Origin of the sequence: Acidovorax sp. 94 (assembly GCF_003634645.1) — a bacterium.
Classification (GTDB): domain Bacteria; phylum Pseudomonadota; class Gammaproteobacteria; order Burkholderiales; family Burkholderiaceae_C; genus Acidovorax; species Acidovorax facilis.
In genome coordinates, this window is the sequence record NZ_RBJA01000001.1 from 2,478,670 (window position 1) to 2,495,370 (window position 16,701).

Below are 16,701 nucleotides of genomic sequence, written 5' to 3' on the forward strand. Positions count from 1 at the left end.
ACAGAACAAGAACTCAGAACAGTGCCTTGCACGCGCGCTGGATGCGCGCGCAGGCCTCTTGCAGGTCGGCCATGCTGGCAGCGTACGAGATACGGAAGTACGGCGCCAGCCCCAGCACGCTGCCTGGCACCACGGCCACATGGAACTCGCGCAGCAGGTAGTCGCAAAAATCGGCGTCGGTGCGCAGCAATACACCGCCCGGCGTGGTGCGGCCCAGCACACCTTCGCAACTGGCAAAGGTGTAGAACGCGCCCTCGGGCACGCGGCAACGCAGGCCCGGCGATGCGTTGAGGGCCGCCACCACCAGGTCGCGCCGCGCCTGAAACGCACGGCAGCGCTCGGCCACCACGTCCTGCGGGCCGGTGAGTGCAGCCACCGCAGCGGCCTGGCTGATGGACGACGCGCACGATGTGGCCTGGCTTTGCACCACTGCCATGGCCGCGATCAATGCCTTGGGCCCGGCACCGTAGCCCAGGCGCCAGCCCGTCATGGCGTACGACTTGGAGACACCGTTCACCGTCAGCGTGCGCTCGCGCAGTGCGGGCAGCACGGCTGCGGGGGTGGCAAACGCGAGCCCGTCATACAGGATGTGCTCGTAGATGTCATCCGCCAGCACCCACACCTGCGGATGGTGCAGCACCACCTCCAGAATAGGCCGCAACTGCTCGGTGCTGTAGGCCGTGCCGCTGGGGTTGGAGGGGGAATTGATGAACACCCAGCGCGTGCGCGGCGTGATGGCCGCGTCGAGCTGTTCGGGCGTAATGCGAAACCCGTTGGCTTCGCTGCAGGGCACCACCACAGGCACGCCACCGGCAATCAGCACCATGTCGGCGTACGACGTCCAGTACGGCGCGGGCAGGATCACCTCGTCGCCGGGATTCAGGCTGGCCATCAGCGCGTTGTAGATGACCTGCTTGGCGCCCGCACCCACCGTGATTTCGTTGGTGGCGAACGCAAGGCCGTTGTCGCGGCGGAACTTGAGCTGGATGGCCGCCTTGAGCGCGGGCGCTCCGTCCAGCACCGTGTAGTGCGTGTCGCCCTGCGCCATGGCCTGCTGCGCGGCTTCAATCACGTGGGCGGGCGTATCAAAGTCGGGCTCGCCCAGGCCCAGAACAATGACGGGCTGGCCCTGGCGCTTGAGCTCGTTGGCTGCCTGGGTGATGCGCACGATGTCGGACACACCGATGGCGCTGATGCGGTCGGCCGCGCGGAAGGCCGTGGCAGGAACGGCGGCGTTCATTGCTGGTAGGTCTCCAGGGGCTTGTCGTTGGGCGTGGCAAACAGCTGGCGCAGCGTGGTGCCCAGCGGCAGGTTCAGGCTCATGTTCTTGGGCGGAATGGGGTTCACGAACCACTTGGTGTAGATCTTTTCCATCTCGCCGCTTTGCATTAGCTTGGTGAGCACACCGTCCACCGCCGTTTTGAAGGCGGTGTCGTCCTTGCGGAAGAGCAGCGCAATTGGCTCGGCGCCCAGCGGCTCGCCCACGATGCGGTAGGCCGACGGGTCCTTGGAATTGGCGATCATCCCGGCGAGCAGGTTGTCGTCGAGCACAAACGCATCGGCACGGCCTGTTTCCAGCAACAGGAAGCTTTCGTGGTGGTCCTTGCCCAGCACGGTCTTGATGGCGCCGCCGCCCAGTGCGCGCTCTTGCTTGCGCAGCAACTGCACGGCCGTGGTCCCGGTGGATGCCGCGATGGTGCGCCCGGCAAGTTGGCTGATGGACTTCAGGTCCGAATCCTTGCGCACTGCCATGCGCACTTCGCTCACGTAGGTGGTCACGGCAAAGGCCACCTGCTGCTGGCGCGCAGTGTTGTTGGTGGTGGGGCCGCAGCCGATGTCCAGCGTGCCGTTCTGCACCAGCGGGAGCGTGTTCTGCGCCGTCACGGCCATGTATTCGAGCTTGGCGTCGGGCGCGACTTCTTTCAGCACGCGCTCGCACAGCTCCACGTGGTAGCCCACATATTTTTCGTTGGCGCCGAGTGCGTAGGCCATGGGCGGCGAAGTCTCGCGCACGCCAAGCACCGCCTTGCCAGATGCCTTAATTTTCTCCAGCGTGGGGGTGGATGGGGTCTGTGCCTGAGCGGGTGCAAAAGCCGTGCAGGCCAGTGCCAGCCCTGCGGCGAGCGCGGTGAATGTCTTGCGGGAAATTGCCATGGTCGTTGTCTCCGGTGGTGTTGTGATTGGCAGGTTGGAAAGCGTCGAAAGCAGAAATACCAAAAAAGGAAAAATCGAACGGGCGGTGCGCCGGGGCATCGCCGCAGGGGGCTCAAGGCTCAGATGACGTTTTTCTCCAGCAACGGCTGGTTGCGCGCAATGCGCTCGATGGACAGCGGCGACAGGTCCAGGCTCTGGTAGCCGCCCGTCAACATCCACTCCGCCAGGCCGCGCCCCACCGCCGGGCACTGCTGCAGGCCGTGCCCCGAAAAGCCGTTGGCAAACACCAGGTTGTCGCACGCCGGGTGCAGGCCCACGATGGCGTTGTGGTCAAACGTGTTCATCTCGTAGTAGCCCGCCCAGGCGCCCTGCATGCGCAGTGCCTCAAAGCCCGGGATGCGCTCGGCCAGCGTGGGCCAGATGTGGTCCTCGAACGCTGCGTACTCGGGCTCCAGCGGGGCAAAGTCGGCGTCGTTGCCCACCTCTGGCGCAAAGCCGCAGATAAAACCCTTGCCCTCAGGCCGCAGCCAAATGCCACTGGTGTCGATGAGCAGTGGACAGCTCGGCAGCGCTGCGGGGCTGGCCAGGTTGAAGACCGTACGGCGCTTGCCCACCACCGGCAGATCAATGCCAGCCCAGCCCGCAATGGCAGCCGCCCACGGGCCGCCCGCGTTCACGGCGTAGCGGCAAGGCAGCACGGCGCCGCTTTGCAGGCGTACTGCGTTCACATGCAACACGCCGTCGCTGGCCGCAGTGTCCAGCCCCACAGCCTCATCGGCCACATAGCGCACGCCCTGGCTCTGCGCCTTTTTGCGCAGCGCCGTCAGCAGCAGGTAGCCGTCAAACCAGCCCTCGCCCGACAGGCCCAGCGAGCCCAGCGCCACGTCCTGCAGCGCCAGCCAAGGAAAGCGCTCTGCCAGTTGCTGCGGGCTCAGCAGCGCCACATCGGCGCCGTACTGCTTTTGCAACGCATGGTTCTCGCGCAGCGTGGCCTCGCCTGCCTGGGTGGCCAGGTACAGGTAGCCGCCTTCGTGCAGACCGATGTCGGGCACATCGCCGTTGCAGGCCAGCAGCGTGCCCACGTTGCGCAAGAAGCCGATGCCAAACGCCGAGATCTGGATGTTGATGTCCGTCGAGAACTGCTGTCGGATGGAGCTGGCCGACAGCGCCGACGATGCTCGTGCATAGGTCGGATCGCGCTCGACCACCACCACCTCGCAGCCCGGTTGCTGCAGCGTGAGGAAGTACGCAATCGCACTGCCGATGACACCACCGCCGATGATGACGATGGGGTGTGAGTCCTTAGCAATCAACATGAACGGAGCAACCAGCGCGTGGGTTACACGTCAAACGTCACGCCTTGCGCCAGCGGCAATGCGGTGGAGTAGTTGATGGTGTTCGTCGCGCGGCGCATGTAGGCCTTCCAGCTGTCCGAGCCCGCTTCGCGGCCACCGCCCGTTTCCTTCTCGCCGCCAAATGCGCCGCCAATCTCGGCGCCGCTGGGGCCAATGTTCACATTGGCGATGCCGCAGTCCGAACCAGCGGCAGACATGAACAACTCGGCCTCGCGCACATTGAGCGTGAAGATGGACGACGACAGGCCCGCTCCCACGGCGTTGTTCATGGCGATGGCTTCGTCGATGCCGCTGTAGCGCACCACGTACAGGATGGGCGCAAAGGTTTCGTGCAGCGCGGGGCCTTCGTGCTTTTGCAGCTCGACCAGCGCGGGGCGCACGTAGTACGCATCTGCACCGTCCAGGCCTTCCACGCGTCCACCGCCGTGCACCGTGGCACCCAGCGCGCGGCTTTGCTCCAGCGCCTTTTGCATGCCGTCAAACGCAGGGCGGTCAATCAGCGGGCCCACCAGCGTGCCAGCGGTGCGCGGGTCGCCCACCTGCACGTTGGCATACACCTTGGCCAGCTGGGGCACCAGCTGGTCGTAAATGCTCTCGTGCACAAACAGGCGACGCAGCGTGGTGCAGCGCTGGCCCGCCGTGCCCATGGCGGCAAACGCGATGCCGCGCAGTGCCAGGTTCAGGTCCGCCGTAGGCGCCACGATGGCCGCGTTGTTGCCGCCCAGCTCCAGGATGCCGCGCGCAAACCGCGCTGCCAGGCGCGGGCCCACGGCGCGGCCCATGGCCGTGGAGCCGGTGGCCGACAGCACGGGCACACGGGCGTCGTCCACCAGTACTTCGCCAATGTCGCGCTGGCCCACGATCAGCTCCAGCAGGCCTTCGGGTGCGTCGGTGCCAAAACGCGCAATGGCGCGCTGGGCAATCGCGTGCGTGGCCAGGGCCGTGAGCGGGGTCTTTTCCGAAGGTTTCCACACCACTGAATCACCACACACCAGTGCCAGCGCGGCGTTCCACGACCACACAGCCACAGGGAAGTTGAAGGCAGAAATGACACCGCACACGCCCAGCGGGTGCCAGGTTTCCATCATGCGGTGGCCGGGGCGCTCGGTGGCAATCGTCAGGCCGTACAGCTGGCGCGACAGGCCCACGGCAAAGTCGCAAATGTCGATCATCTCCTGCACCTCGCCCAGGCCTTCGGACGGGATCTTGCCCGCCTCGATGGTCACCAACAAGCCCAGGTCCGCCTTGGCGGCGCGCAGCTCTTCGCCCAGCAGGCGCACCAGTTCGCCACGGCGCGGTGCGGGCACATTGCGCCACGCCAAAAAGGCCGCATGCGCGCGGCCGATGGCGGCCGTGGCCGCGGCCGGGCTTTGCTGCGGCACCTGGGCCAACACCTCGCCCGTGATGGGCGAACGCGCCGCCAGCGTGCCGCCAGTGTAGGCAGCGCGGGGCACGCCCAGGCGTTGCAGCAGTTGATCGACTTCAGACACAAGGGGGGTGGCAGCAAGGGTGGCAGACATGACGGCTCGCAAAGGTGAATGGAGGCAGAGAGATGGCAACAGCGTGGGAGAACACACGCAATGAATGCGCCAATATCCGCCAATCGCGCCGTGCTGGATAGCAAAAAAATGGAACTACTTGATCACAAATCAGCATGAAGTGCCTGAAAATTGCAGAGCTGCCGACGCTTGATGTACCAGCGCTACACCCCAAAACCATGCACAAGGTGACGGCGTCGCTCATTCCCCCTGCGCATGATCGACCCCATTTGCCACTATGACCCTGCTGCGCCGCGCCTTCCTGCCCTCCACCGCCGACCTGCTGGCCTTTGAGGCGGCGGCGCGCCACCAGAGCGTGTCGCGCGCGGCCGAAGAGCTGCACCTCACCCAAAGTGCCGTGTCGCGCCAGATCCGCCAGTTGGAAGAGCAAATCGGCACCGCTCTCTTCCACCGCGTGCGCCAGCGCGTGGTGCTGACCGACGCGGGCCGGGTCTACGCGGCCGACGTGCAAAACGTGCTGCAGCAACTGTCGGCCAGCACACAAAAAGCCATGGCGTTCTCCAGCACCGACGGCCTGCTCAACCTGGCCGTGCTGCCCACGCTGGGCACCCGCTGGCTCATCCCGCGCCTGGGCGGCTTCATGGCACTGCACCCCGCGGCCATGGTCAACTTCTCGGCCCGCACCGAGCCGTTTGACTTTGCGGGCACACCGTTTGACGCCGCCATCCACTTCGGCACCCCGCATTGGGCAGGCGCCGTGTGCGAATACCTGATGCACGAAGAAACCGTGCCCGTGTGCAGCCCCACCTACCGCGACCGCAACAACATTCACACACCGCAAGACCTCACGCGCGTGGTGCTGCTGCAGCAAAGCACCCGCCCCACCCAATGGGCCGAATGGTTTGAGCTGGTGGGCGTGCCCACGGCCCTGGCCCTGCGCGGCCCGCAATCCGAACACTTCGCCATGATTGCGCAGGCTGCGGTCTCCCACCTGGGGGCGGCGCTGCTGCCGCGCTTTTTGATTGCGCAGGAACTGGCTGCGGGGAGCCTGGTGGAGCTGTCGGACCAGGTGCTGACGAGCACCGATGCGTACTACTTGGTGTACCCGGAGGCACGGGCGCAAACACCGTTGGTGAAGGCGTTCAGGAATTGGGTGGTGGGGGAATGTGAGGGGCAGCGGCAAGGGTGAGGACCTATCGCTCATACCGAGAGACCGGGGCATATCGCCAAGAGGATGAGGCGGCAATCAAAATGGCCTGTAGCGCCATATTGCAAAGCGGCCACAGCTCATCAAAATTGGCACAAAACACCTGATGATCCATGCCCGGACCGGGAGCTCGCTCGGTTGCTATCGGCCAGAAGCGAAAGTTGGCAAGACGGTGCTAACGTCATATTCATGCTTGAAGACTATTTCTCCCTGCAATTGAAATTTGCCACGCACTATGCAGCGAAAGCGGCAGTGCCTCTCGACGTCGCCATTGACCGTTGTACCAACTTGCGACGCAGGCTGAATCTGTGGGGGGACACTGGCGCAAGTAGGTGGAAACTCTTTCTGAACAAGGTAAAAAGCGCGGTTGATGACCGTGTCGAGCAAGTCGCTTTGTGTGCCGATTTCCAACAATCTCTTTCCTACATCGAAGTCAAACGGTCGTTCGGCTGTTTTTCTTACGATCCGCCCGATGCATACGGTACCTTGCGCATCCACTTTGTTGCGCCAGATGGAATCAATTCCAGTCCGCTTGCTATTGAGAATTCCAGCGCAAGGAGGGCCGATTTACAAGAACTGATATCGCATGTTCAGCGCACGGAGCCACGCGCTACAACCGTGCGCGGCGTTTCTTGGCTCTACAACCTGCAGGCATACAAGCGACTCTTTCCAACGGCCTATAGCGCTTCAGTTCAGTCCGCATGGTTTCCCTTGCACTTGAACGGAAGTTCGACCTGGGGCCAAGTGCTGAACTGGCGGCAGCAGGTGAAACCGGATGTGCGAGATCAATTGTTAGTTCGCCTCAATGACATGGAGGTCGCAACTCCTTGGCTGGTCTTTCCGCTCCAAGCTTTGGTCGCTACCAGCCAGATTGAGGTGTTTTATGACCAGTTCACATGAAGGTTGTCGAATGTCGGACATGGGCCCAAAGCAGCCGGGCGTTGTCTCCTAAATCAGTCGTTCAGAATTGCGAAACGCCCTTGCTTCTCAAGGAAACTGGTCGGCTGGCCCCAGCGTAATGCCGTAGAACGTCGCACCAACAAAGTTCGTTCCGACTAGCACAGCACCATCCAAGCCTATCGACTCGATAGCCGCATCTTCGAAAGTCGCGTTGGTCAGATCGGCTCCAGTGAACGTCGCGCACTTGACGTTGCAGTTGCTAAAGCTGGTCCCGCGAAGGCTTGCGCCAGTGAAGTCTGCACTGGAAAACCAGGAATGCGGCCCGAAGCTTGCCCCATCAAGGGTAACGCGAGAAAGATTGGCCTCAGACAAATCTACGTTCGGGAAATGCCGTTCACCCAGCGCGTATCGCTGCATCAGTTCTTGAAGCGTTGACGGAGGGGTGTAGTTGTCTGTAGTCATCACTGAAGGCAGCTTCTGGCCGAATTCTGCCCTACGGTGAAGTGCGCCAGCGTGCACGAGGCAGCGCCCTATATCGAATTCGTTCTAACCAACCTCTCACAAATGCCTCAGCAGATACCCCAGGCCGGTATTCGCCACCAGCCCCATCAACACCAGCCCTCCAGCCACCACCGCTGAACGGCCTGCGCCTAACCCCGCCCGCTCGCGCACCCAGTGCCACTCGGCGACAAAAAACCAAAGCAGGGCCAACAGTGCAAGCCCCACTCCGAATGCAGAGAGCAGCCCACCCGACAGTGCGAACGTGGTGCTGACCGACATGGCCATTGCAAACGGTGCCACCAGGTAGCACTGCTCATAAAACGGGTTGCGCAGGTTGACGCGGTGGATGGGCTGGCGGCTGTGGCACATGTACCAGACGGCGCCCGCCAGAGACCAGATTCCAAACGCCATGGTGCGGTACAGCAGCAGGTTTTGCTCGGACTTGAGCAGTGCGGCCGCGAGCGTTCCCATCTCTTGCGCCGGTTGTTTGCGCAGGGCCAGGTCGAACACATGGGACACCAGCACGCACAGGATGAGCAGCAGCGGCGGGCTGATGGCGTCGCCGTAGCGGTCGTCGCCTTCGCGGGTTTGCTCGGCCTGCACGTAGGCCACCATCTGTCGCGGGCGCAGCACGATGCGCACCAGGGTTTTGGGCAGCAGGATCAGCCAGATCAGTGCCTCGTACACAAAGTCTTCAAATGACTTGAGGATCTTGAGAAAGTCCACAGGAACTCCTTGCGGCGGTGGGCAGGGTCAATGGGTCAGGCAATGGTGCGGGTAGAGGCCAGCACAAAGGCCATGATCGTCCAGTCGTTGGCAATGTGGGCGATGGTGCTGGCCCACAGGTTGCGGGTGTAGATGAAGACTGCCGTCAGCGCCAGACGAGCGGCTCCTATAACGAGCAAGGCCTGGCCCAGATGCCATTGGTAGGTGGGCAGGTGCAGTGCGCCAAACACCAGCGCCGTAACCATCCATGCCAAGGCCACGGCCCAACGGGCGGGCATGCCAGCGCTGTGCAGCAAGGCCACGGTGGCCAGCAGTGGCAGGATGGTGACCAGCTCTTCGCCCAGCAGCTGCACGGCAACCAGTGCGAACCGCCCAACCAGCTGCGCTGGGGACAAGTCCGCAACAGCATCGATGCTGGCGTTGGCGCTGAGGTGAGACATGCCCAACCCATATGCAGCCACCAGCGCGGGCAAGCCGATCACCAGCGGCACTGCGGCCAGCCCCAGCGCCACATCGCGCCAGCGGGGTCGCCTGAACAGCGCCACCCATGCCGGGCCCACCGCCCATCGCAGCCCCGCCCACTGAACGCCCACAAACAGCAGCGCGGCCAAAGCGCCACCCCACTGGTCGGGCAACCAGCGCGGCACCGCCAGCAACAGGGCGAAGGCGATTGCGCTGGCGGCCCACAGCATCACGCTGCTGCGAGTGCTCAATGGCACGGGGTTGCCAAAGCTGAAGGGCAGACCGGATTCGATCGGCGACTGTGAATGAGGAAGTGGGTGGGGAGGCGACGTTGATGCGGATGGTGTGCGTTGCAAGGCAGCCTCCGTGGGTGTGCAGCAAGCATGCAGGCAAAGGCAAGACGGCAAAAGCGTTTTCGGGCGTTAGGTTACATGGGCTTGGCAACAGCGGCGCCGTGAACGCTGGCTACCTGCCAAGCACGGCGGCACCGCGCACCAGCAGCCAATAGGTGCTGCCGGTGATTGGCTCCACACATTCCACCGACCGCGTGAAACCCAGGCGGCTATAAAACGGCACGCTCAAGGGGTTGAAGGTTTCCAGAAAACACGATGCACCGGCCTGGTCGGCCTTGGCCAAGGTGGGCGCCAGTAGCCGCTGCGCCAACCCGTGGCCACGCGCGGCGGTGTGCATACCCAGTATCGACAGGTACCACGCGCTGTGCAGATCGGCAGGCACCTGCGCTTCCATGGCGGCGCAAATGCGCTGGTAGTGGTCAAACCCGAGCGGACCCAGCAACTGGCGCAAGCTGCGGGTGCGCTGGGCGCTGTATTGCGCCTTGTCTGCGGCTGGCGCGTGGAGTGTGATCCACAGTGCGGCGCCGTGGAGGTCGGCCACCTGCACGTCGCCCACGGCGCGGGCTTCGTCCATGGCCAGCGCGCAGTAGTGGGCCAGCACCTGCAGGCGGCGAACAGTGTTGGCCGCGTGGTCGATGGTGACGGCTTGGTAGAACGGATCGTTGAACAATGCCTCGGCCAGTGCTGCGCAAGCGTGCGGGTGGGCGTGCAGCGACGGCGAATTCAGTTGCGTTGTGGCGGACATGGGGTGTGGGCCTGCGTGTCGTGTCTAACTCTTCAATCCTGCTCTGCGGGCTGAATGGCGTGGTCGTTGCGCACGCTCGACAGGCTTTGCGCGGGCCGCCGCAGGGTGGCATCAAATGGATTGATCTTGGGCCCAATGGCTGCTGCCTCGCGCTTGAGCAACTCCACCACCGTGGGAAGTCGGTCGTCGTTCAGTCGCGCAGAGATGGTGCCCACGCTCAGCGCCGCCACTGCACGGCCCTCACGGTCCAGGATAGGCACAGCCACACCAGCCATGCCTTCGAGCAAGCCGGTGTTGCGGCCGGCGTAGCCCAGCTGGCGCACGCGCTCGATCTCGGTGCGCAGATAGACCTCGTCAAACACGCCGTACTCGCGCACGCGGGAGAGGTTGAAACGGATGACCTCTTCGCGCTCGGCCTCGGGCAAGAAGGCCAGGATGGCCAGCGCACCCTGCCCAACGCCCAGGGCCACGCGGCCACCGATGTCGCCGGTGAAGGAGCGGATGGGGAACGGGCCTTCGCTGCGGTCCAGGCACACCGCATCGAACCCGCTGCGCACCAACAGAAAGATGCTGTCACCCAAGCTGGCGCACAGGCGCAGCAGCGCGGGGCGGCACAGGCTGCGCAGGTCGCCGGGGTTGCCCGCTTTGGCAGCCAGGGCGAAGAAATCCATGCTCAGGCGGTAGAGCTTGCTGCGCTCGTCCTGCTCGACCATGCCCTCTGCCACCAGCGATTGCAGCAAACGGTGCGTGGTGCCTTGCGTGAGGCCCACGGCACGCGCCAATTGGGTGACTCGCCCGCCCTCGGCCTGCACGGCCGACAGGGCCCGGATGACGGCAAACACCCGGGGTACGCCGCCGGTGGCGGTGGATGCGGCTTCCATACCTCGCTCCTGTGGAATTCGTTGATCAAACTGAAGGCATCATATTTCATTGAACGGAATAAATTCAATAAAAATTCTGTTTAATGGAATACCCGAAGCATTCTGGTTTGTTTATTGCAATAGATTCAATTGAATCGAGCGGCTGTTCCAGCTTTTGCATGGCACTTGCACCACCCCGGTGCAAGCACACCGAAGGCCCGCAGCCCGTCCATGCAACTCCACAGCAGGTGGCACGCACGGCCCCCAGGCAAACCGTGCGATGCCACTACCGGAAAGGCTTTCGCGATGTCGTTTCTCAAGCTCACGGATGTGACCAAGTTCTATGGCAGCACCTGCGCGGTGCAGTCCATGAACCTCACGGTGCAAAAGGGTGAATTTGTGTCGTTGCTGGGCCCGTCGGGCTGCGGCAAGACGACCACGCTGCAGATGGTGGCGGGGTTTGAAGCGGTGACCAGCGGGCGCATCGAACTCGATGGCAAGGACATCACCCACGCCAAGGCCAACACGCGCGGGCTGGGCATCGTGTTCCAGAGCTATGCGCTCTTCCCGCACATGACGGTGGCGGCCAACGTGAGCTTTGGGCTGGAGATGCGCAAGGTGCCCAAGGCCGAGCGCGCCGAGAGGGTGGCCCAGGCGCTGGCCCTGGTGCACCTGGAAAAGCATGCCACGCGCTACCCGCGCGAGCTGTCCGGCGGCCAGCGCCAGCGGGTGGCGCTGGCCCGTGCGCTGGTGATCGAGCCGCCCGTGCTGCTGCTGGACGAGCCCTTGTCCAACCTCGACGCCAAGCTGCGTGAGGAGATGCAGTTTGAGCTGCGGCAGATTCAGCGCAAGGTGGGCACCACCACCATCATGGTCACGCACGACCAGAGCGAAGCCATGTCCATCAGCGACCGTGTGGTGGTGATGGAAGCCGGCCGCGCCACGCAGATCGACCACCCGCATCGCGTATACGAGCACCCGCGCACGCGCTTCATCTCCACCTTTGTGGGCAAGGCCAACCTGCTACCGGGCCAAGTCGCCCATGCGAGCGGCACACACACGCAGGTGAAGGTGGGCGCCCTCACGATGGCGGTGGACGGTGCCCGCTACCGCCCCGGCGCCGCCGTGCTGCTGAGCGTGCGGCCTGAAAAAGTGCAACTGGTGCCCGCCGTGCAGGGCCGGATGGATGGTCAGGTGTGCGAGCGGTTCTTCCTGGGCAGCCAGTGGCTGTACCGTGTGGGCACCCCCGTGGGCGACCTGATGGTGCTGGTGCCCAACGACGGCCGCGCTGCGCTGGCCGAGGGCGAGCGCACGGGCGTGGACTGGCCCGACCACTGCATGCGCCTGCTGCCCGCCGATGAAACCGCCATGGCCGAGCTGGAGGCCGAAGACGCCGCCGAGGTGGCGCCATGAGCCTGGCCACCACCTTGCTGCACAAAAAGGCCGTGCCCTGGTGGTTGTCCGGCCCGGCGCTGCTGCTGTTCACGGTACTGCTGCTGGTGCCGCTGGCACTCACGGCCGTGCTGTCGTTCAACGCGTTCGACCCGGCCACAGGGGTGAAGGCAGGCGAGTTCACGCTGGAGCACTACGCCCATGTGTTCACCGATTCGTACTACCACACGATCTTCTGGCGCACGTTCTGGATTGCGGGGCTGGTCACGCTGATCTGCGTGGCCATTGGCGCACCCGAGGCCTACATCCTGAGCCGCATGGGCAACCCGTGGCGCTCCATCTTGCTGCTGGTGGTGCTGGCACCGCTGCTGGTATCCGTGGTGGTACGGGCCTTTGGCTGGAGCATGCTGCTGGGGCCTGAGGGGCTGGTGAATGGGCTGTTCGGGCTACTTGGATTTGGCCCCGTGAAGATGCTTTACACCGAGATCGCCGTGGTGATTGCGCTGGTGCATGTGATGCTGCCGTTCATGGTGATCCCGGTGTGGACCTCGCTGCAAAAGCTCGACCCGGGTGTGGAGAACGCCGCCCTGTCGCTGCAGGCCACACCCTTCACCACGCTGCGGCGCATTGTGTTGCCGCAGGTGCTGCCCGGCATCCTGTCGGGAAGCCTGATCGTGTTTGGGCTGGCGGCCAGCTCGTTTGCCATCCCCGGCCTGCTGGGCGGGCGGCGGCTGAAGATGGTGGCCACGGTGGTGTACGACGAATACCTGCACGAGCTGAACTGGCCCCTGGGCGCAGCGATTGCGCTGACGCTGCTGGTGGCCAACCTGGTGGTGATGCTGAGCTACAACCGGCTGGTTGAGGGCCGGTACAAGAAAGCGTTGGGCTGAAGTTATGCAGAAGAACGGACCTTTGGCCCTCGCGTTCAACGCGCTGGTCATCACCTTCATGCTCGCCCCGCTGCTGGTGGTGTGCATCGTGGCGTTCACGCCGCACAACACGCTGACGCTGCCCACCACTGAGTTCTCGCTGCGCTGGTTCAAGGCAGTGTTCGCGCATTCGGACTTTGTGCAGTCGTTCTGGAACAGCCTGTGGCTGGCACTGGCATCGGCCACGCTGGCCACGCTGCTGGCAGTGCCAGCGGGCATTGCCATCACGCGCTATGACTTTGCGGGGCGCGGCTTTTTGAACGGCCTGTTTCTGTCGCCACTGATCATTCCGCATCTGGTGCTGGGCGTGGCCCTGCTGCGGCTTTTTGCGCTGCTGGGCGGCACGGGCAGCTTTGGCTGGCTGGTGTTTGCGCACGCGCTCATCGTCACGCCTTACACGCTGCGGCTGGTGGTGGCTGCGCTGGTGGGGTTTGACCGCAGTGCCGAGCATGCAGCCCTGTCGCTGGGCGCCAGCCAGGCCACGGTGTTCACGCGCATCACGCTGCCGATGATCCTGCCCGGCGTGACGGGCGGGTGGATGCTGGCCTTCATCAACAGCTTTGACGAAGTGACGATGTCGATCTTTGTCACCTCGCCCAGCACGGTGACGCTGCCGGTGCGCATGTACATGTACGCCACCGAATCCATCGACCCACTGATGGCTGCGGTGTCGGCACTGATGGTGGCCCTGACGGCCTGCGCGATGGTGATTCTCGACCGGGTGTACGGCTTGGACCGAGTCCTGGTCGGTCGGAAATAAATGAGTACCGCAACCATGGTTTCCAGCCAACCTCTGCTCCATCGCGTGGCCGAAAAAGACCGGGCCTCCGTGCCCTTCATGCTCGATGGCGAACCCGCCGCTGCGCTCGAAGGCGACACGGTGCTGACCGCCATCCTCACCCACCGCGCCCAACTGCGCCGCAACGAGTTCAGCCACGAGCCGCGCGCAGGCTTTTGCCTGATGGGCGCGTGCCAGGACTGCTGGGTGATGACGGCTACCGGCGAACGCCTACGGTCTTGCGCCACCTTCATCCAGGCGGGCATGCAGCTGACCACCGGAGGGGCCGCATGACCGCCCCCGCCTTACAACCCGTGATCGTGGGCGCTGGCCCTGCGGGCATTCGCGCTGCGAAAACGCTGGTTGCGCATGGCGTGCGTCCTGTTGTGATTGACGAATCCTCGCGCGGCGGCGGGCAGATCTACCGCCGCCAGCCCCCCCACTTTGCCCGCAGCCCGCAAACGCTGTACGGCACCGAAGCATCACGCGCCACGGCATTGCACAGCACGCTGGATGGCTTGGCCGCCCACATCGACTACCAACCCAACAGCCTGGTGTGGAACGCCCAGGGCGGCCAGCTCGATGTGCTGCACGGCCCCACACAGACCACGCGCACGGTGCCCTACGGCCAACTCATCGTGGCCAGCGGCGCCACCGACCGCGTGCTGCCCATGCCGGGCTGGACGCTGCCCGGCGTGTACACGCTGGGCGGCGCGCAAGTGGCGCTCAAGTTCCAGGGCTGCACCATCGGCCGCAACGTGGTGCTGATGGGCACCGGGCCGCTGCTGTACCTGGTGGCGTACCAATATGCCAAGGCGGGCACCAAGGTCGCGGCGGTGCTAGACACCGCCCGATTTGCCGACCAGCTGGCCGCCCTGCCCGGCATGCTCACCCAGCCTGCCGTGCTGGCCAAAGGGATGTACTACGTGGGCTGGCTGCGCGCGCATGGCGTAGCGGTGCACACCGGCGTGCGGCCTTTGCGCGTGGAGGGCGAAACACGGGTGAATGCCGTGGTGTGGACTGACGGCCAGACCGAACACACCGCGCCCTGCGATGCCGTGGGCTTTGGCTATGCGCTGCGGTCCGAAATCCAACTGGCCGACCTGCTGGGCTGCCGCTTTGCCTGGGCCCCCATGCACCGCGCCCACCTGCCTGAACGCGACGCAGCAGGCCGCACCAGCGTTGCCGGTGTGTACCTGGCGGGCGATGGCGCGGGCATCATGGGCGCCGATGCGGCCGAGTGGGCGGGCGAGCGCGCTGCGCTGGCGCTGCTGGCAGACCATGGCGTGAAGGTCGATGCGGTACGCACTACTGAGCTGGAACGCAAGCTGATGAAGCTGATGCCGTTTCGGCAAGGGCTGGAGCGCGCCTTTCCCTTCCCCAGCGACTGGGCCGCCCACGCACCCGATGCGCTGGTGGTGTGCCGCTGCGAGAACATCACAGCCGGCGAGCTGCGCGCATGTGCCCGCGATGCGGGAGCCGATGAGATGAACCGCCTCAAGGCCCTGACCCGCGTGGGCATGGGCCGCTGCCAAGGCCGCATGTGCGGTGTGGCCGCTGCAGAAATTCTGGCCCACGCCACAGGCAAGCCGATTGACACGGTAGGACGGCTGCGCGGACAGGCGCCGATCAAGCCGATTCCCATCCACCTGCAACCCCAGGCGGAGGCCCGCGCATGACCGCCACCCCAACGATCGACACCGACGTTGCCATTGTGGGCGGCGGCATCATGGGCGCATCGACCGCGCTGGCACTGCGCCGCAAAGGCGTGGCCGTGGTGCTGCTGGAACGTGACCTGTGCGGCTCGCGCTCCAGTGGCGTGAACTATGGCGGCGTGCGCCGTCAGGGCCGCCCGGTGAGCCAGCTGCCGCTGGCGCAGCGCGCTCACGAGGTGTGGGCCGACCTGCCCGCGCTGATTGGCACCGATGGCGAATACCAGCGCAGCGGGCACTTCAAGATTGGCCGCAGCGAGGCGGACATGGCTGCACTGGAGGCCTATGCAGCAATGAGCCGCGACTTTGACTTGGGGCTACAGCTCATCTCCGGCACCACACTGCGCGAGCGCTGCCCCTGGCTGGGCGGGCGCGCTGTGGGGGGATCACTCTGCCCGGATGACGGCCAGGCCAACCCGCGCCTGGTGTCGCCCGCGTTTGCACTGGCGGCCAAGCGCGCGGGCGCGCAGATTCTGGAGCGCACTCCAATGACCTCGGTGGAGCACGACGGGCAGCTGTTCACCGTGCGCTCGGGCACCACCGTGGCGGTGCGTGCACCCGTGCTCATCAATTGCGCAGGAGCCTGGGCCGGTGCGCTGGCCGCGCAGTTTGGCGAGGCCGTGCCCATTCACTCCGGCCACCCCGCCATGGCGGTGACCGAGCCCCTGCCCTTCTTCATGCACTGGAGCCTGGGTGTGGAAGGCGGCGGCATCTACTGCCGACAGGTAGCGCGTGGCAACCTCGTGCTGGGCGGCGGCGCAGGTGTGGCGCTGGATGCCGACCGCGCCCGCTCCGAGCGCAGCGCCATCGCTACCTTGGCAGTGCAGGCCGTAGAGCTGTTGCCCGCCCTCAAGAATGCGCATTTCATTCGCACCTGGAGCGGCACCGAAGGCTATCTGCCTGACCGCCAGCCGGTGCTGGGCAAGAGCCACACCACGCCCGGCCTGATCCATGGCTTTGGCTTTGCGGGTGCGGGCTTTCAGATCGGCCCCGGTGTGGGCGAGGTGCTGGCAGAGCTGGCACGCGATGGCCGCAGCACCACGCCGATTGATGCCTTTGCGATTGAGCGATTTCTCCCAACGACGGTGGCTGACGTGGCCAGCACTGCCGCTGCCCACTGACCCCGTT

Annotated in this window: 17 protein-coding genes; 8 read left to right on the top strand and 9 right to left on the bottom strand. The window is 64.8% G+C overall.

The annotated features are described in order from the left end of the window. Positions 1 to 13: 13 nt before the first annotated feature. From C8C94_RS11435 to C8C94_RS11450, 4 genes are all read right to left on the bottom strand, one after another. Positions 14 to 1,240, bottom strand: coding sequence for a pyridoxal phosphate-dependent aminotransferase (locus C8C94_RS11435; protein ID WP_121420792.1), 1,227 nt, complete (start codon positions 1,238 to 1,240; stop codon positions 14 to 16). Then, positions 1,237 to 2,154: an amino acid ABC transporter substrate-binding protein gene (locus tag C8C94_RS11440; protein WP_121420793.1), complete on the bottom strand. Its 918-nt coding sequence runs from the start codon at positions 2,152 to 2,154 to the stop codon at positions 1,237 to 1,239. Before C8C94_RS11440 ends, C8C94_RS11435 begins: the two co-directional genes overlap by 4 nt. Before the next feature lie 119 nt (positions 2,155 to 2,273). Next, positions 2,274 to 3,470 carry an FAD-binding oxidoreductase gene (locus tag C8C94_RS11445; protein ID WP_121420794.1) on the bottom strand — a complete coding sequence of 399 codons (1,197 nt, stop codon included), beginning with the start codon at positions 3,468 to 3,470 and terminating at the stop codon, positions 2,274 to 2,276. A 23-nt stretch (positions 3,471 to 3,493) separates the two neighbouring features. Further along, positions 3,494 to 5,029 (bottom strand): aldehyde dehydrogenase family protein, encoded by a 1,536-nt coding sequence (locus tag C8C94_RS11450; RefSeq protein WP_121420795.1) that lies wholly within the window; start codon positions 5,027 to 5,029, stop codon positions 3,494 to 3,496. Between the two features lie 256 nt (positions 5,030 to 5,285). On the opposite strand from C8C94_RS11450, the gene C8C94_RS11455 reads away from it, so the two are divergent. Together C8C94_RS11455 and C8C94_RS11460 are read left to right on the top strand one after the other, a co-directional pair. Then, entirely contained in the window at positions 5,286 to 6,197 is a 912-nt protein-coding gene (locus C8C94_RS11455; protein WP_199731241.1) for a LysR family transcriptional regulator, read from the top strand. Between the two features lie 207 nt (positions 6,198 to 6,404). Further along, entirely contained in the window at positions 6,405 to 7,115 is a 711-nt protein-coding gene (locus C8C94_RS11460) for a hypothetical protein (RefSeq protein WP_233573451.1), read from the top strand. 87 nt (positions 7,116 to 7,202) lie between these two features. Here C8C94_RS11460 and C8C94_RS11465 read toward each other — a convergent pair whose 3' ends face one another. The 5 genes from C8C94_RS11465 to C8C94_RS11485 form a co-directional block, all read right to left on the bottom strand. Beyond that, positions 7,203 to 7,577 (bottom strand): pentapeptide repeat-containing protein, encoded by a 375-nt coding sequence (locus C8C94_RS11465; RefSeq protein WP_121420796.1) that lies wholly within the window; start codon positions 7,575 to 7,577, stop codon positions 7,203 to 7,205. A 96-nt stretch (positions 7,578 to 7,673) separates the two neighbouring features. Then, the gene (locus C8C94_RS11470; protein ID WP_121420797.1) at positions 7,674 to 8,342 is read right to left on the bottom strand and encodes a hypothetical protein; all 669 of its coding nucleotides are present in this window, start codon (positions 8,340 to 8,342) and stop codon (positions 7,674 to 7,676) included. A gap of 35 nt (positions 8,343 to 8,377) precedes the next feature. Then, complete coding sequence (locus C8C94_RS11475) at positions 8,378 to 9,061, bottom strand: CPBP family intramembrane glutamic endopeptidase (protein ID WP_147433251.1); 684 nt, start codon at positions 9,059 to 9,061, stop codon at positions 8,378 to 8,380. A gap of 208 nt (positions 9,062 to 9,269) precedes the next feature. Continuing rightward, entirely contained in the window at positions 9,270 to 9,902 is a 633-nt protein-coding gene (locus tag C8C94_RS11480; protein WP_121420799.1) for an N-acetyltransferase, read from the bottom strand. Between the two features lie 32 nt (positions 9,903 to 9,934). Continuing rightward, positions 9,935 to 10,783, bottom strand: coding sequence for an IclR family transcriptional regulator (locus tag C8C94_RS11485; RefSeq protein ID WP_055400641.1), 849 nt, complete (start codon positions 10,781 to 10,783; stop codon positions 9,935 to 9,937). Between the two features lie 285 nt (positions 10,784 to 11,068). Between C8C94_RS11485 and C8C94_RS11490 the strand changes: the two genes are divergently transcribed. Genes C8C94_RS11490 through C8C94_RS11515 form a run of 6 tightly spaced genes read left to right on the top strand, consistent with a single transcriptional unit; the run spans position 11,069 to position 16,694 of the window. Next, entirely contained in the window at positions 11,069 to 12,175 is a 1,107-nt protein-coding gene (locus tag C8C94_RS11490) for an ABC transporter ATP-binding protein (RefSeq protein WP_055400640.1), read from the top strand. Beyond that, positions 12,172 to 13,044 (top strand): ABC transporter permease, encoded by an 873-nt coding sequence (locus C8C94_RS11495; RefSeq protein ID WP_108499628.1) that lies wholly within the window; start codon positions 12,172 to 12,174, stop codon positions 13,042 to 13,044. The genes C8C94_RS11490 and C8C94_RS11495 overlap by 4 nt, the downstream gene beginning before the upstream one ends. 4 nt (positions 13,045 to 13,048) lie before the next feature. Beyond that, positions 13,049 to 13,843 (top strand): ABC transporter permease, encoded by a 795-nt coding sequence (locus C8C94_RS11500; RefSeq protein ID WP_121420800.1) that lies wholly within the window; start codon positions 13,049 to 13,051, stop codon positions 13,841 to 13,843. After that, positions 13,844 to 14,155, top strand: a complete 312-nt coding sequence (locus tag C8C94_RS11505; RefSeq protein ID WP_199726970.1) for a (2Fe-2S)-binding protein — start codon at positions 13,844 to 13,846, stop codon at positions 14,153 to 14,155. It abuts the gene before it with no gap. Next, on the top strand, positions 14,152 to 15,540 hold the full coding sequence (locus C8C94_RS11510; protein WP_121420801.1) for an NAD(P)/FAD-dependent oxidoreductase: 1,389 nt from the start codon (positions 14,152 to 14,154) through the stop codon (positions 15,538 to 15,540). Before C8C94_RS11505 ends, C8C94_RS11510 begins: the two co-directional genes overlap by 4 nt. Beyond that, the gene (locus C8C94_RS11515) at positions 15,537 to 16,694 is read left to right on the top strand and encodes an FAD-binding oxidoreductase (RefSeq protein ID WP_121420802.1); all 1,158 of its coding nucleotides are present in this window, start codon (positions 15,537 to 15,539) and stop codon (positions 16,692 to 16,694) included. The genes C8C94_RS11510 and C8C94_RS11515 overlap by 4 nt, the downstream gene beginning before the upstream one ends. The last annotated feature ends 7 nt before the right edge of the window (positions 16,695 to 16,701 follow it).